The sequence below is a fragment of the Thermohalobaculum sp. genome (assembly GCF_058622915.1).
Genome location: NZ_JBZSYN010000163.1, coordinates 1 through 14,758 on the forward strand (window position 1 = coordinate 1; position 14,758 = coordinate 14,758).

Genomic DNA, 14,758 nt, shown 5'->3' on the forward strand with positions numbered 1-14,758 from the left:
CCAGCCCATGCCGGTAGCCGTCTCCGGTCAGTAAGCCATAGAACATCAGTTCATCGGTCGAGTCGATCGCGCCTTTCTCGACGCGCTCGTTGACGATGGAGCGCAGGGTGGCCTTCTTGACGTTCGGGATCACGACCGTCTGCATAGCGCCTTCACGGGCTTTGAGGCCGAGAACGATGGTCTTGCCCTCGGCGCCGCGGCCACGCTTACCGGGGCGCTTGCCGCCGATGTAGGCTTCGTCAGCCTCAACATGCCCGGCCAGCATCCCCTGAATGTCGCCGCGCTCCATCAGTTCGCGGATCTTGTGGCCCATCCGCCAAGCCGTCTTGTAGGTCACGCCGAGCTGGCGCTGGAGTTCCTTGCCGGAGACGCCGTGGCGCGTGGTGACGAACAGATAGATCGCGTAGAACCACAGTTGCAGCGGCGTCCGCGTATCCTCGAACACGGTCCCAGCAGTCGGATAGAGGTTATCCCCGCAATGAGCGCACGCCCAGGCCCGACGATTGGCAAGCCGATGGAAGGTTGCGTTCACACCGCAGGCGCGGCAGACATGCCGCTCGCCAAAGCGAACCTCGAAGATGTGCCGCAGGCAGGCTTCGTCGTCAGGGAAGCGCTGGAAGAACTCGCGGATCGTTTGCTTCGACATGGTGTGAACCTCCTACACCATGTAGATAGCAAATCCTCATACCTGTGTCAAGGGGATACACCCCTTAGAAATAGGCACGCTTATTATCATCATCATGCAAAAGGACGATCGCTTTTGGAGTTTGTAACTGAGACAAATTTGATGGAATTGGATAACGGCCAAGTTCGGTTTATCTGCGGGGACAAGACTGACCTATTTATAAACAGAACGCCGGTAGGCAATATAAGCGAAACTCATTTGAAGGCAGCAATCAAAAATATTAACAATTATTTTATATTTATTGGTACCGTTGAACAGTTCGGCCACTCGTTTGATATACTAAAACGTCGGCGCGGGTGGTTTGAAACTCGCGTTAAAAGACTCAATGTGGCAACAGACAATTATCAAGGCATTGAGATTAACGAAACGGTAAAGAAAGAAATAATGAAACGCAATCAGTATGATCGAATCCTATTCGAACACGTGAGCGATAGTATACGAAACGGGAAACACGTTTAGAGATCACATTTTTAAAATGTGCATCTGGCATTTCCTAGATAACCCTCTATCCGTCACAGCGTATCTGAGAAGGGGATTCAGAGGACGGCTCCTGCACGTTTCATTTCCGGCCGGCTTTTTGAACCAATGTTGGCGCCAATGCCCCGATTCTGCCGTCCGCGCCAATCGCAGGTTTTGGCTGCTTTTCCTAGGAGCAAATGTCAGAGGCAGGCCGGAACACGTGGCGAGACAACGCGCGGTCGTCCTCGCAGCCATCGAACGAGCAGCAACGAACCGGGAAAATGTGTTCGCAGAGCGCGGCGAGTCACCAAGCCGATAATCCAACAGGAGAAGCGCGTGAGCGAGGTTAATCCCAAATTAACCACGGATGCCCTCTGCTCGCTGCGAGAGCCCGGAGGGATCCCGTGATGACCGTTACCGCCCCTGTCGCCGCCGACCGGCCCGACCCCGCGCCGCTGCCCGAGGCCGAGCGGCTGGCGCGGCTGCGCCTTGCGCGCTCGGAGAATGTCGGCCCGCGCACCTATGCCCATCTGATGCGCCGCTTCGGCAATGCCGGCCGCGCGCTCGCGGCGCTGCCCACGCTCGCCGCGGCCGGCGGGCGCAACGGCTATGTGCCCTGCCCCGAGGCCGCGGCCGAGACGGAGCTGGCCGCCGCGGAGCGGGCCGGAGCGCGACTGGTCCTTCTCGGCGAGGCCGACTATCCGCCGCGCCTTGGCGAGATCGACCATCCGCCGCCGGCGCTTTGGGTGATCGGAGACCCGGCCCCGTTCCGTCGCCCCGCCGTGGCCATTGTCGGCGCGCGCAATGCCTCGGCGCTGGGCCTGCGCGCGGCGCGCAACCTGGCGCGCGGGCTGGGCGAGGCGGGCCACGTCGTGGTCTCGGGCCTCGCCCGCGGCATCGACGCCGCGGCGCACGAGGCCACGCTGGAGACCGGCACCGTCGCCGTGATGGCAGGCGGCGTCGACCGCGTCTACCCGCCCGAGAACGCAGCGCTGGCCGCCCGCATCGCGGAACGCGGCGCGGTGGTCTCCGAGTGTCCAATGGGCATGGAGGCGACCTCGCGCCATTTTCCGCGGCGCAACCGTATCGTCTCCGGCCTTGCGGACGGCGTGCTGGTGATCGAGGCAGCGGTCCGTTCGGGCAGCCTGATCACAGCGCGCTGCGCCTTGGACCAGGGGCGCGAGGTCATGGCCTGCCCCGGCGGCCCCGAGGACCCGCGCGCTGGTGGCTCGAACCAGCTGATCCGCGAGGGCGCGGCGCTGATCCGCACCGTCGACGACGTGCTCGAGGCGCTCGCCGCACCACGCACGCTGGAGCCCGCAGAACCGGGCCAGGACTTCCTGTTCGAGGACGGGTTCTTCGACGACGAGATCGCCGCGGCCGGTCTCGACGACGTCGATGATGGCGAGGCGGCGCTCGGCCATGACGGCGCGCTGACCGAGCAGATCATGCGCCTCGTCGGCCCCCGCCCGGTCGACCTCGACGAGCTCGCGCGCCTGTGCGGCGCCGCGCCCGCCGAGGTCTCGCTCGCCGTGCTCGAGCTCGATCTTGCGGGGCGCGTCGAGCTGTTGCCCGGCGGCGCGATCGCGCGGACCGCTCCGGACTGAGCGCCGCCGCCCCTTGTTGACAGGGGCGGGTCTTGCACCCATCTTCCGCCCCGCGTCCAACCGGCGCGGGGTGAGGAGGAGCTGCATGGCCGTCGTCGTCGTCGAGTCCCCGGCAAAGGCCAAGACGATCAACAGCTATCTCGGCACGGACTACACCGTGCTGGCCTCCTACGGCCATGTGCGCGACCTGCCGGCGAAGGACGGCTCGGTGAACCCCGACAGCGGCTTCGAGATGACCTGGGAGGTCGATCCCAAGGCCCAGCGTCACATTCGCGCGATCGCCGAGGCGCTGAAGCAGGACGACCGGCTGATCCTCGCCACCGACCCCGACCGCGAGGGCGAAGCGATCTCGTGGCACCTGGTCGAGGCGTTGCGGCGGCGTCGCGCTCTGAAGAAGGACACGCGCGTCGACCGCGTGGTGTTCAACGCCATCACCAAGAACGCGGTCGCGCAGGCGATGGAGAAGCCGCGGCAGATCGACATGCAGCTGGTCGAGGCCTATCTGGCGCGGCGCGCGCTCGACTACCTGGTGGGCTTCACCCTCTCGCCGGTCTTGTGGCGCAAGCTGCCGGGCGCCCGCTCGGCAGGCCGCGTGCAGTCGGTCGCGCTGCGGCTCATCGTCGAGCGCGAGATGGAGATCGAGGCCTTCCGTCCCCGCGAGTACTGGACCGTCAAGGCAGTCCTGACCACGCCCGGGGGCGAGGCATTCGAGGCCCGGCTGGTCGCGCTCGATGGCCAGAAGCTAGACCGCTTCGACCTCGCGGACGAGGCCGCCGCCCGCGACGCCGTCGCGCGCATCGCAGAAGCGGCGCTGAGCGCGCTGTCGGTCGAGGCGAAGCCGGTCACGCGCAACCCCTGGCCGCCCTTCATGACCTCGACGCTGCAGCAGGAGGCCTCGCGCAAGCTCGGGCTGGGGCCCGAGCAGACCATGCGCACGGCCCAGCGGCTCTATGAGGCCGGGCACATCACCTTTATGCGCACCGACGGGCTCGACATGGCGCCCGAGGCGGTGCACGCGGCGCGCGACGCCATCGGCGCGCGCTTCGGCGGGCGATACGTCCCCGAGAAGCCGCGCTTCTACAAGACCAAGGCAAAGAACGCGCAGGAGGCGCACGAGTGCATTCGCCCGACGCGGATGGAGGCCGGCCCCGGCGACCTGCATCTCGGTGCCGACGAGGCCCGGCTCTACGAGCTGATCTGGAAGCGCGCGCTGGCAAGCCAGATGGCCGCGGCGCGGTTCGAGCGGACCACCGTGGAGATCGGCGATGGCGCCGGACGCGTCGGCCTGCGCGCCACCGGGCAGGTCCCGGTCTTCGACGGCTTCCTGCGCGTCTACGAGGAGGGCCGCGACGATCGCACGGCCGACGACGACGAGGAGAGCCGCCGCCTGCCGCCGATCACCCAAGGCGCGGCGCTCGGCCAGCGCGAGGTGGTGCCCGAGCAGCACTTCACCCAGCCGCCGCCGCGCTACACCGAGGCGACGCTGGTCAAGGGTCTGGAGGAGCTGGGCATCGGCCGGCCCTCGACCTATGCCTCGATCATCGGCACCATCCAGGACCGCGGCTACGTGCGCAAGGAGAAGGGCCGCCTGCACCCGGAGGACAAGGGCCGCCTGGTCACGGCCTTCCTGGTCAACTTCTTCTCGCGCTACGTCTCCTACGACTTCACCGCGAACATGGAGGACCAGCTCGACGGGATCTCGGGCGGCCAGGTCGACTGGCGGCGCGTGCTCGGCGAGTTCTGGGAGGAGTTCTCGGCCGCGGTGGAGGAGACCTCGGGCCTGCGCATCGGCGAGGTGCTGGAGAAGATCGACGAGGCGCTGGGGCCGCATCTGTTCCCCGACCCGGGCGATGGCTCGAACCCGCGCGCCTGCCCGGACTGCGGGACCGGACGGCTGGGGCTGAGGACCTCGAAGAAGGGTGGGGCCTTCATCGGCTGCTCGAACTATCCCGAGTGCCGCTACACCCGGCCGCTGGCGGCCGACGCCAATGGCGGCGCCGAGACCCGCGTGCTCGGCGAGCACGAGGGCCAGCCGGTGACGCTGCGCTCGGGCCCCTTCGGGCCCTACGTGCAACTCGGCGAGCAGGCCGAGGGCACCGAGGAGAAGCCCAAGCGCGTCTCGGTCCCCAAGGGCATGGACATCGACCTCGGCAACGCCGTGGCGCTGCTCTCGCTGCCGCGCGAGATCGGCCGACACCCCGAGGACGCCGAGCCGGTCGAGGCCGGAGTGGGTCGCTACGGACCTTACGTGAAGCATGGCCGGATCTTCGCCAGCCTGACGCGCGGCGACGACGTGCTGACGATCGGGATGAACCGGGCGGTCGAGCTATTGGCCCAGAAGGCCGCGCGCAAGGGCGGCGCCCGGCCCGAGGCCAAGCCGCTGCGCGAGCTGGGCGAGCACCCCGACGGCGGTGCGCTCAACCTCATGCCCGGGCGCTATGGGCCTTACGTCAAGTGGAACGGCACCAACGCCACGCTGCCCAAGGGCACCGCCCCCGAGGCACTGACCCGCGAGCAGGCGATCGAGCTGGTCGAGGCCAAGCGCAAGAGCGGCAAGGGCAAGAAGCGCAAGAGCGGGACGAGGACGGCGAAGAGCGGGAAAGCGGCGAAAGGCTAGGCGCCGGCCCCCGCAGGCAAGGCCGGGCTTGACCCGGCGATCCGGAGTCCGGCCTAATGCACGTCCGTGCGGATGCCCGGAAAGGGTCCGGGCACGACCTGCCGCCTGCTTGCGAGACCCGGATGCGCCTGATCCTCGCCGCCCTCATCCTCGCCGTCACCGCGCTGCCCGCGGCTGCGCAGGAGTCGATGAAATTCGACGGCGTGACGCGCCAGTACTTTCTCGAACCGCCTGAGGGCCCGCGCCAGGCCCCGGCCATCATCGTGCTGCACGGCGCCGCCACGGTGCCAAGCCGCATGCGCCGGATCGCCATGTTCACCCTGCACAAGAGGAGCTGGGCCGAGATCTACCCGGTGGGGCTGGACCGCCACTGGAACGACGGCCGAACCGGTCCGGATGGGCGCGCGCTGTCGAAGGCGGACGACCTGGGCTTCCTGCGCGCGCTGATCGACAAGCTGGCCGGGCAAGGCTTGATCGACCCGGCGCGGGTCTATTTTGCCGGCGTCTCGAACGGGGGCGGAATGGTTTTTCGCGTAATCTGCGAGGCACCGAAGCTGGCCGCCGGCGCCGCCGTGGTCGCCATGAACCTGCCCAAGACGCTGAGCTGCCAGAATGGCCCGCCGGTGCCGTTGCTGCTGATCGAGGGCACCGCCGACCCGGTGGTGCCTTTCGGGGGCGGCGAAGTCAGATTCCTCGGTGCCAGGCGCGGCCGCGTGCTCTCGGCCCGCAATACCGCGGCGATCTTCGCCGTGCGCAACGGCTGCGGCGCGTTCGACACGATCCCGATCCCCGACATCTATCCCGGGGATGGCACCAGAGTCGAGATGCACGCCTATCGCGGCTGCACGGCGCCGCTGCGCCAGTACATCGTCGAGGGTGGCGGCCATACCTGGCCCGGCAACTACAATCACCACTGGGTCGAACGGGAGCTGGGCACGACCAGCCGCGACATCTCGGCCACGTCCGAGATCGAGGACTTCTTCACCGAGCTGAACCGCCGCTGACCGTTTGATTTCGCCGCACCCGACCCATATTGGTGGCGACGCATGAAACATTTTCCCTCCAAGCACGAGATTCTCGACTGGATCCGCGACAATCCCGGCCAGGCCGGCAAGCGCGAGATCGCGCGCGCCTTCGGCATCAAGGGCGGCGGCCGGGTCGAGCTCAAGCGGCTCTTGCGCGAGCTCGAGGACGAAGGCCACCTGGTGCGCTCGCGCAAGCGCCTGCGCGAGTCCGGGCACCTGCCCCCCGTCGGCGTGCTGATCGCCTGCGAGCCGGACGCCGACGGCGACATCTTCGCCCGCCCGGTCGACTGGTCGGAGGCACACGAGCCGCCGCGAATTCTCTACGTACCGAAGAAGGGCGACCCCGCGCTGGGCGCCGGCGACCGCTTCCTGGCCAAGCTGCACCCGGTGCACGAGGACGGCGCGCTCAGCTACGAGGCGCGCATGATCAAGCGCCTGCGCGGCGGCCCCAAGCGCCTGCTCGGGGTGTTCCGCGAGACCGCGCAGGGCGGCCGCGTCGTGCCCGTGGACAAGCGCAACGACAGGGAATGGCTGGTCCCCCGGCACGCCGCCGAAGGGGCGCAGGAGGGCGAACTGGTCGAGGCCGAGGCCACCGGCGGCCAGCACCTGGGCCTTCCGCACGGCCGCGTCCTGGCGCGGCTCGGCGACCCCGGCGCGCCGCGCCAGCTGTCGCTGATCGCCATCCACGAACACGGCATTCCCTACGAGTTCCCCGACGAGGTGATCGAGGCGGCCGAGGCCATGAGCCCGGCCGCCGCACCGTATGGCGAGGACCTGACGCAGTTGCCGCTGGTGACCATCGACCCCGAGGACGCGCGCGACCACGACGACGCGGTGGCCGCGATCGCGGACGACGACCCCCGCAACGAAGGCGGCTGGATCGTCTGGGTCGCCATTGCCGACGTCGCCTGGTACGTCCGGCCCGGCTCGGTGCTGGACCGCGAGGCCCGGCGGCGCGGCAATTCCACCTATTTCCCCGACCGGGTGGCCCCGATGCTGCCCGAGGCGCTGTCGGCCGAACTGTGCTCGTTGCACGAGGGCGTGGAGCGCCCGGTGATAGCCGTGCGCATGGTGCTCGACTCGGGCGGCAAGGTGACCGGCCACCGCTTTACCCGCGGCCTGATGCGCTCGCGCGCCTCGCTGACCTACGCGCAGGTGCAGGACGCCGAGGACGGACGGCCCCACGAAGCGACCGAGCCGCTCGTGGACGAGGTAATCCGGCCCCTGTTCAGCGCGTACCGTGCCGCAGCCAACGCCCGCGAGAGCCGCCAGCCGCTCGACCTCGACATGCCCGAGCGCAAGATCGAGCTCGACGCCGAGGGCAACGTCGCCGCCATCCGCGCCAGCGAGCGGCTCGATGCGCACCGGCTGATCGAGGAGTTCATGATCCTCGCCAACGTCGCCGCCGCCGAGACGCTGGAGCGGCGCAAGACGCCGCTGATCTATCGCGTGCACGAGGAGCCCGACCCCGAGAAGCTCGACGCCCTGCGCGAGGCGGTCGAATCGATCGGGCTTTCGCTGGCCAAGGCCCAGGTCCTGACCACCAAGCACCTGAACCGGCTGCTGCACCAGGCGCGCGAGACCGAGTTTTCGGAAATGGTGCAGATGTCGGTGCTGCGCGCACAGATGCAGGCCTACTATGCGCCGGAGAATTTCGGCCATTTCGGCCTGCACCTGCGCCGCTACGCGCATTTCACCTCGCCGATCCGGCGCTATGCCGACCTGGTGGTGCACCGTGCCCTGATCCGCGCGCTCAGGCTCGGCGAGGGAGGCCTCGCGCCCGACGAGGTGGACCGGCTCGACGAGGCCGCCGAGCACATCTCGATGACCGAGCGCCGCTCGATGGAGGCCGAGCGCGACACGGTGGATCGCTATGTCGCGCGCTACCTCTCCGAGCACGCCGGCGCCGAGTTCGAGGGCCGCATCAACGGCGTCACCCGCTTCGGCCTGTTCGTGAAGCTGGACGAGACCGGCGCCGACGGGCTGGTGCCGATCTCCTCGCTCGGCCGCGAGTTCTTCCGCTACGACCCTTCGAGCCAGACGCTGAGCGGCGAGGAGTCGGGCACGCTGCTCGGGCTGGGCCAGCGGGTCACCGTCCGCCTGGTCGAGGCCACCCCGGTCACGGGCGGCATGATCTTCGAGCTGCGAAGCGTGGAGGGCGCGCCGCACCGGGCAAAGGGCCGGCGCGGCAAGGGCCCCCGCAAGGGCACGCCGAAGCGCAGGCTCGCGCGCGAGCGCATCGCCCGGGCCAAGTCCGCCCGCAAGGAACGCCGCCGCGGCTGACGACGTTTCGCATGCGGGGGCATGACGCTGCTGGGTTCGATCCGACCGCCCTGCCGCCGTGGCGGCGGGGCCCTCGCACGGGAGACGACATGCGCAAGCTCTGTGTGACCATCCCGGCCCTCGCCCTCGGCGCCGCCCTGACGGCGACGCCAGCGCTGGCCGTGAACAACTACGACGACTGCGTGAAGCTGGTGAAGAGCGACCCGGCCAAGGCCGATGCCGCGGCCGCCAAGTGGGCCAGCGACGGCAATGGCGGCGCCGCAGCCCAGCACTGCCGGGCACTGGCGCTGCTTGCCGAGGGGTTGAAGCAGCCGGCCGCCACCCTGTTGACCTCGATCGCGGCCAGGGACCGGGAGTTGCCGAACCAGGTGCGCGCCGAGATCATGCTCGAGGCCGGGCGGATCTATCTCGACCTCGCCGACCTCAAGGCCGGGCACAAGGCGGTCGACGAGGCCATGAAACTTGCGAAGGACAAGCGGCCGGTCCTGGTGCTGTCGGCCCAGCTCAAGGCCGCGGCGAACGACTGGCAGGGCGCGGCCGCCGATCTGAGCAAGGCGCTGGACAAGGGCAAGCCCGACGCCGACATCCTGGTGCTGCGGGCCAGCGCGCGGCTGCATATGCGCGATCTGGTCGGCGCGCGGGCCGACCTCGCCTGGGCCGAGGAACTGGCGCCGAAGGACCCGACGCTGTGGCTCGAGAAGGGCAACCTGGCCGAGGCGGCCGGCAAGCGCGACGCCGCCCAAGCCGCCTGGCTGAAGGCGATCGAGCTCGACCAGAAGGGCGGCGCCGTGGCCCAGGCCGCGCGGCTCAGGCTGCAGAAGATGGCGGCCGGGACGGGCTGAGGCCCAGGCGCCACTCCTCGGCCACCATCGGGTCGGGGTCGTCGCGGCGCGCCGACGCGAAACGGTCGGGCGGGGCCAGTCGCGCCAGCGCCCATACGGCGTGGGCGCGCACTAGCGGATCGGCATCGCGCGTGGCCGTCTCGGCGGTCCCGGTCAGCGTCGGGTCGCCCGAGTTGCCGATTGCGACCATAACGTTGCGCAGGAACCGCCCGCGCCCCAGCCGCTTGACCGGCGAGCCGGCGAAATGGGCGCGGAACGCAGCGTCATCGAGCCCGGCCAGCTCGGCCAGCAGCGGCGCCTCGGCCGCGCGCGGGGCGTAGATGGCGTTGGCCCGTTGCGCGAACTTGTTCCACGGACACACCGCCAGGCAATCGTCGCAGCCGAAGATGCGATTGCCGATCAGCGGGCGCATCGCACGCGGGATGGGTCCCTTGAGCTCGATGGTGAGGTAGGAGATGCAGCGCCGCGCGTCGAGCCGATAGGGCGCCGGGAACGCCGCCGTCGGGCAGACATCGAGGCAGCGCCGGCAGGCCCCGCAATTGTCGGCGCCGGGGCTGTCCGCTTGGACCTCCAGCGTCGTGAAGATGGCGCCGAGGAAGAACCACGAGCCCAGCTCGCGCGAGAGCAGGTTGGTGTGCTTGCCCTGCCAGCCGAGCCCGGCCGCAGCAGCGAGCGGCTTTTCCATCACCGGCGCGGTGTCGACAAAAACCTTGATCTCGCCGCCGGCGCGCTCGATCAGCCAGCGCCCCAGCCGCTTGAGCCGCTTCTTCACCGCGTCGTGGTAGTCGCGCCCCTGCGCGTAGACGCTGATGGCGCCGCGCCGGGGCCGGCCCAGCAGCGCCATCGGGTCGTGCTCGGGCGTATAGGGCTCGGCCAGCATGATCACCGAGCGCGCCTCCGGCCAGAGCGTTGCCGGATCCGCGCGCCAGGCGAGGCGCTCGGCCATCCAGCCCATGTCGCCGTGTTGGCCCTGAGCCACCCAGTCGCGCAGACGCGCACCGGCGGCGCGCACCGCCCCGGGCCGGGTCACGCCGACGCCGGCGAAGCCGAGGGCGCGCGCCTCCGCCTCGATCTCGGCACGGAGCGCGGCCCCGCGCGGCGCTGTCACCGGTGCGTTCAATTCGCCGACTTCCGCCTCATGCATCACCCGACGCGAGACATATGGCCCTGCCCCGCCCGACGATCAAAGGCCATTCACGGCCGGCCGGCAATGGAGACGCTGCCCTCGCCCGCTCAGAAATCGAGGTCGGCGTAGTGCGCGGTCGCGGGGAACCCCGGCAGATGATCGGCGAGGACGCCGCGAAAGCAGGGCCGCGACTTTATCACCGCGTACCAGTCGCGCACCGAGGGATAGTCCTCCCACGGCACGTCGCCGATATAGTCGAGGCAGCTCAGATGCGCGGCCGCCGTGAGGTCGGCGATGGTCATGCGCGGCCCGGTCAGCCAGTTATGGCCCTCGAGCAGATATGTCATGTAATCGAGGTGCACCCGGATGTTCTGGCTGCCCGCCTTGAGGCAGCCGCCGTCCGGGTAGCCCAGCCGCGCCAGGCGCTTGGTCACCCGCTCGAACAGCAGGTTCTCGGTGACCTCGCGGTTGAACTTGTCGTCGAACCAGCCGACCAGGCGGCGCACCTCGGCCCTCTGCATGGGCTCCCTGGGCAGCAGCGGCGGCTCGGGCACGGTTTCCTCGACATATTCGAAGATTGCCGCGGATTCGGCCAGCGGCTGGCCCGTCGGCGTGACCAGCACGGGAACCTTGCCCGCCGGATTGAGGCGGAAGAAGTCGAGCCGGTTCTCCCATGGCCGCTCCTCGATCAGCTCGAACTCGATGCGCTTCTCGGTGAGAACCAGACGAATCTTGCGGCTGAACGGCGATAGCGGAAGGTGATAGAGCCTGTGCATTGGGGGTCTTTGTGTTCTTGACTGCTCGACCCCCTGTGTGCCGGAGCGCGGACTCGCACGCAAGAGTCGTGGCAGGCTCGCGCGGACCACAGCGTCAACTGTGGCCCGCGCGCCATGGTCCGCGGCCGCCCTACTGCTGGTTGCCGCCGAGCCCCTGCAACAGGTCGCGCAATAGCTGCGCCCCGGTCACGATGCCGGTGTGCACGTTCCGGGTCTCGCTGACGATACCATGCAGCGTCTGCCGGTCGAGGTATCCCGTGACGGGGTAGCCCCGGCTGCGCTGGTAGTCGCTGATCGCCTGGCGGGTGTTGCTGTCGAAGAAGCCGTCCTGCGGCCCCGGCGGGAAGCCCAGATAGGCGAGCCGCTGCTCGATCGACAGCCGGTCGGTGCGCGAAAGGTTCAGCGCCGCCTCGGTCGCGGCCGGGTTCGACGGCCCTTGCCCGCCGCCGCCGGCCTGCGCGGCCTGGCGGTCGATCTGGGCGACCTGCCGCGAGGTCAGGTAGCCCGTCTCGTCATGGTTGTTCGACCGCTGCCAGTTGCGGATCGCCGAGCGCGTGCCCGGGCCGAAGATGCCACCGGTGCCGCGCGTGTCGTATCCCAGCGTGGTCAGGTTCTCCTGGATCCGGCTGCGCTCCGGGCGGCTGAGATTCAGCTGGTCCTCGACCTGTGCCGGGGAAGCGTTGCCAGAGCCCCCCTGCCCGGCCTGGCGGTCGATCTGGGCGACTTGCTGCGAGGTCAGATAGCCGGTCGGGTTATGATTGTTGTCCCGCTGCCAGTTGCGGATCGCCGTGCGCGTGCCGGGGCCGAAAGCCCCGCCGGTGCCGCGCGTGTCGTAGCCCAGCGTGGTCAGGTTTTCCTGGATCCGGCTGCGCTCGGACCCGCTGAGATTGAGCTGGTCCTCGACTTGAGCCGGCGACAGGCCGTTGTTGCCCGCGTTCCCCTGAGACGTCTCCTGGTTGATCAGCGCGATCTGCGCCTGTGTCAGATAGCCCGTCTCGTTGAGATTGTTCGCCCGCTGCCAGTTGCGGATCGCCGTGCGCGTGCCGGCGCCGAAAGCCCCGCTGGTGCCGCGGGTGTCGTAGCCCAGCGAATTCAGGCTCTGCTGGATCTGGCTGCGCTCCGAGCGGCTGAGGTTGAGTTGGTCCTCGACCTGCGCTGCCGAGGGACCGCCGGAACCGGACTGTGCCTGCTGGCTGATCAGCGCGATCTGGGCCTGTGTCAGGTAGCCGGTCACGTTGAGATTATTGGCCTGCTGCCAGTTGCGGATCGCCGTGCGCGTGCCGCCCCCGAAGATGCCGCCGGTGCCGCGCGTGTCGTAGCCCAGCGTGGTCAGGTTCTGCTGAATCTGGCTGCGCTGGGAGCGGCTGAGATTGAGCTGATCCTCGGTCTGCGCAGGCGAGGCGCCGCTTGTGCCACCCCCGCCGGCCTGCTCGTTCGAAACCAGAACCAGCGACGAGCTTGTGTCGCCGGCCACCCAGGCGGGCGAGCCGATCTGTTGCACGGCCTGGCTCACGCTGGCTCCGGGCGCGAGGAAATCATGCACCACCTTGCGCGCGAACTCGCTCTCGCCCGGAGAGCGGCGCGCGGTCGCGCGGCCCGGGGCGGCCGCCGAAACGACGAGCACGCCCTTGGGCGGCCGGATATGGGCCAGCCCGGGCTCGGCGAAATGGTGCGGCGCGTATCCGTGGAGCTGGGCGCCATCGATGAAAACAACCGCCTTGCCGGAGCCCTCGGCTGCAAGCCGCAGCACGAGGTCCAGCGGCACGCCGTCCATCATCACGTCGACCAGCGAGTGGTTGGTCTGGTCCACGGGAGAAAGGTAGCTGCGTCCGTCGGCCCTGAGCGCAAGACCCGAGTAGAACACCACCACCCGGTCCGCCTGGCCGACCCGCCTGGCGAATCGGGCGAGCGTCTGGCGCATCTCGTTGCGGTTCAGATCGGTGCCGAAGATCACATCGTAGCCGCCCTGCCGCAGCGCGTGGGCGACTGCCTCGGCATCGGCCTTGGCGCTTACCGCCGTGGGGGCGCGGGCGTAATCGTGGTTTCCGATCACCAGCGCCAGATCGGCGGCGGCGGCGCTTGTGACGGTCAGGGCGAGGCCCAGCACCCATGCCCCTGCAAGTGCGACGAGACGGCTCATCGAACCCTCCTCCAGTTAACATTGCCGGAGAGTATAACGCAGCAAGGCCCCGGCTCAGTTCCTGTTCAGCAAAAAAACCCTCAGCCGAGGCAGTTGCCCAGGCCTGCGGCGATCGATTGCAACAGAGCAGCATAAAGGCCGGGACCGGGCTTGAGACTGGTTCCCAGCGGATCGAGCACCGCGACGCGGGCGCCGGTACCCTGCGCCACGGTCCGGGCCAGCGCGGGGTCGATCTGTGGCATCCGGAACAGGCATTGCGCGCCGCTGCGGGCGATGAGGGCGCGAACCGCGGCGATCCGGGCCGGGCCCGGGGCGCTGGCATCGCTGAGCATCACGGCGCCGGCCGCGGCGATGCCGAATCGGTGCTCGAAATACTGGAAGGCGTCGTGGAACACCACGAAGGGGCGGCCGCGCAGAGGGGCGATGCGCTCCGAGAGTCCGGCCTCGAGGGCGCCGATCTCGGCCCGCCCCGCCTGCGCATTCGCGGCGTAGAGCGCCGCGTGCGCCGGATCGACCTGGCCGAGTGCCTTTGCAATCGCGCCGAGCCAGACCCGGGCGTTTTCCGGATCGAGCCACAGATGCGGATCGAGCCCGGTCTCGGCGAGGGGCCGCGTCGGCTGAGCGGCGCGGCTGCCCTTGTCGAAGGCGACGCCGTGGCGCAGCGGCAGTCGGGTCACGCCCGGCACCCGGTCGAGCTGCACCACCCGCGCCCGGCCAGCGAGTGAAGCGAGCGGCCGGTCCAGCCACGGCTCCAGCGCCGGGCCGACGCGGAACACCAGGTTGGCCCGCGCCAGCGCCGCGGCGTCCGAGGGCCTGAGCGCGAAATCGTGCGGCTCGGCGGCGGGCGGCACCAGCAGCCGGGGCGCGCCGACCCCTTCCATGACCCGTGCCACCAGCGAGTCGACGGGGGCGACGGTGGCAATCACCTCCGGCTTCGCCGAGGCGCTGGCGGGGAGGAGGACGAGGAGCGCCAGGATCAGGACAAGGCTGCGCATCGGGCAAATCTGTTTGAACAGCGGGCCTCGATCTGCTAGCAGTATTGTTACGTTATAACAATTCAAAAGTTGCCAGCCACATCCGAGAGCCAGCATGAGCACCCGTGCCGTCGCCTTTGCCGAGCATGACCACGGCCGCTGCCGCAAGGCCCTGATGGGCGAGTTCGCCCGCGCCGCCGCGGCACGTGGCCTGCGCCTGACAC

Annotated in this window: 10 protein-coding genes; 5 read left to right on the forward strand and 5 right to left on the reverse strand. The window is 69.1% G+C overall.

Annotated elements, in window-relative coordinates; genetic code table 11:
• A partial coding sequence (locus tag AC32QD_RS12510; RefSeq protein WP_492010840.1) for an IS1595 family transposase occupies nt 1-646 on the reverse strand: 646 nt, incomplete at its 3' end.
• A gap of 905 nt (nt 647-1,551) precedes the next feature.
• On the opposite strand from AC32QD_RS12510, the gene dprA reads away from it, so the two are divergent.
• From dprA to AC32QD_RS12535, 5 genes are all read left to right on the forward strand, one after another.
• Nucleotides 1,552-2,751: a DNA-processing protein DprA gene (gene dprA, locus AC32QD_RS12515; protein WP_492010841.1), complete on the forward strand. Its 1,200-nt coding sequence runs from the start codon at nt 1,552-1,554 to the stop codon at nt 2,749-2,751.
• 85 nt (nt 2,752-2,836) lie between these two features.
• Nucleotides 2,837-5,368 (forward strand): type I DNA topoisomerase, encoded by a 2,532-nt coding sequence (topA, locus tag AC32QD_RS12520; RefSeq protein ID WP_492010842.1) that lies wholly within the window; start codon nt 2,837-2,839, stop codon nt 5,366-5,368.
• A gap of 122 nt (nt 5,369-5,490) precedes the next feature.
• A complete protein-coding gene (locus tag AC32QD_RS12525; protein ID WP_492010843.1) occupies nt 5,491-6,372 on the forward strand; it encodes a CE1 family esterase in 882 nt (293 codons plus the stop codon).
• A 42-nt stretch (nt 6,373-6,414) separates the two neighbouring features.
• Complete coding sequence (rnr, locus tag AC32QD_RS12530) at nt 6,415-8,676, forward strand: ribonuclease R (RefSeq protein ID WP_492010844.1); 2,262 nt, start codon at nt 6,415-6,417, stop codon at nt 8,674-8,676.
• An 89-nt stretch (nt 8,677-8,765) separates the two neighbouring features.
• Nucleotides 8,766-9,518 carry a tetratricopeptide repeat protein gene (locus AC32QD_RS12535; RefSeq protein WP_492010845.1) on the forward strand — a complete coding sequence of 251 codons (753 nt, stop codon included), beginning with the start codon at nt 8,766-8,768 and terminating at the stop codon, nt 9,516-9,518.
• On the opposite strand, the gene queG is transcribed toward AC32QD_RS12535, so the two are convergent.
• The 4 genes from queG to AC32QD_RS12555 all read right to left on the reverse strand — a co-directional run bounded on the left by queG (nt 9,484) and on the right by AC32QD_RS12555 (nt 14,555).
• Nucleotides 9,484-10,662, reverse strand: coding sequence for a tRNA epoxyqueuosine(34) reductase QueG (gene queG, locus AC32QD_RS12540; protein WP_492010846.1), 1,179 nt, complete (start codon nt 10,660-10,662; stop codon nt 9,484-9,486). The genes AC32QD_RS12535 and queG overlap by 35 nt on opposite strands.
• Before the next feature lie 89 nt (nt 10,663-10,751).
• On the reverse strand, nt 10,752-11,420 hold the full coding sequence (gene fzlA / locus AC32QD_RS12545) for an FtsZ-binding protein FzlA (protein WP_492010847.1): 669 nt from the start codon (nt 11,418-11,420) through the stop codon (nt 10,752-10,754).
• 130 nt (nt 11,421-11,550) lie between these two features.
• On the reverse strand, nt 11,551-13,560 hold the full coding sequence (locus AC32QD_RS12550; protein ID WP_492010848.1) for a peptidoglycan-binding protein: 2,010 nt from the start codon (nt 13,558-13,560) through the stop codon (nt 11,551-11,553).
• Nucleotides 13,561-13,640: 80 nt separating this feature from the next.
• Nucleotides 13,641-14,555, reverse strand: coding sequence for a zinc ABC transporter substrate-binding protein (locus tag AC32QD_RS12555; protein ID WP_492010849.1), 915 nt, complete (start codon nt 14,553-14,555; stop codon nt 13,641-13,643).
• Nucleotides 14,556-14,758: the final 203 nt, after the last annotated feature.

What these genes read in the sequence shown, in the direction of transcription:
- AC32QD_RS12525 (WP_492010843.1), top strand. Translation starts at nt 5,491, where the DNA reads ATGCGCCTGATCCTCGCCGCCCTCATCCTCGCCGTCACCGCGCTGCCC.
- AC32QD_RS12555 (WP_492010849.1), bottom strand. Translation starts at nt 14,555, where the DNA reads ATGCGCAGCCTTGTCCTGATCCTGGCGCTCCTCGTCCTCCTCCCCGCC.
- fzlA (WP_492010847.1), bottom strand. Translation starts at nt 11,420, where the DNA reads ATGCACAGGCTCTATCACCTTCCGCTATCGCCGTTCAGCCGCAAGATT.
- topA (WP_492010842.1), top strand. Translation starts at nt 2,837, where the DNA reads ATGGCCGTCGTCGTCGTCGAGTCCCCGGCAAAGGCCAAGACGATCAAC.
- AC32QD_RS12550 (WP_492010848.1), bottom strand. Translation starts at nt 13,560, where the DNA reads ATGAGCCGTCTCGTCGCACTTGCAGGGGCATGGGTGCTGGGCCTCGCC.
- AC32QD_RS12535 (WP_492010845.1), top strand. Translation starts at nt 8,766, where the DNA reads ATGCGCAAGCTCTGTGTGACCATCCCGGCCCTCGCCCTCGGCGCCGCC.
- dprA (WP_492010841.1), top strand. Translation starts at nt 1,552, where the DNA reads ATGACCGTTACCGCCCCTGTCGCCGCCGACCGGCCCGACCCCGCGCCG.
- rnr (WP_492010844.1), top strand. Translation starts at nt 6,415, where the DNA reads ATGAAACATTTTCCCTCCAAGCACGAGATTCTCGACTGGATCCGCGAC.
- queG (WP_492010846.1), bottom strand. Translation starts at nt 10,662, where the DNA reads ATGCATGAGGCGGAAGTCGGCGAATTGAACGCACCGGTGACAGCGCCG.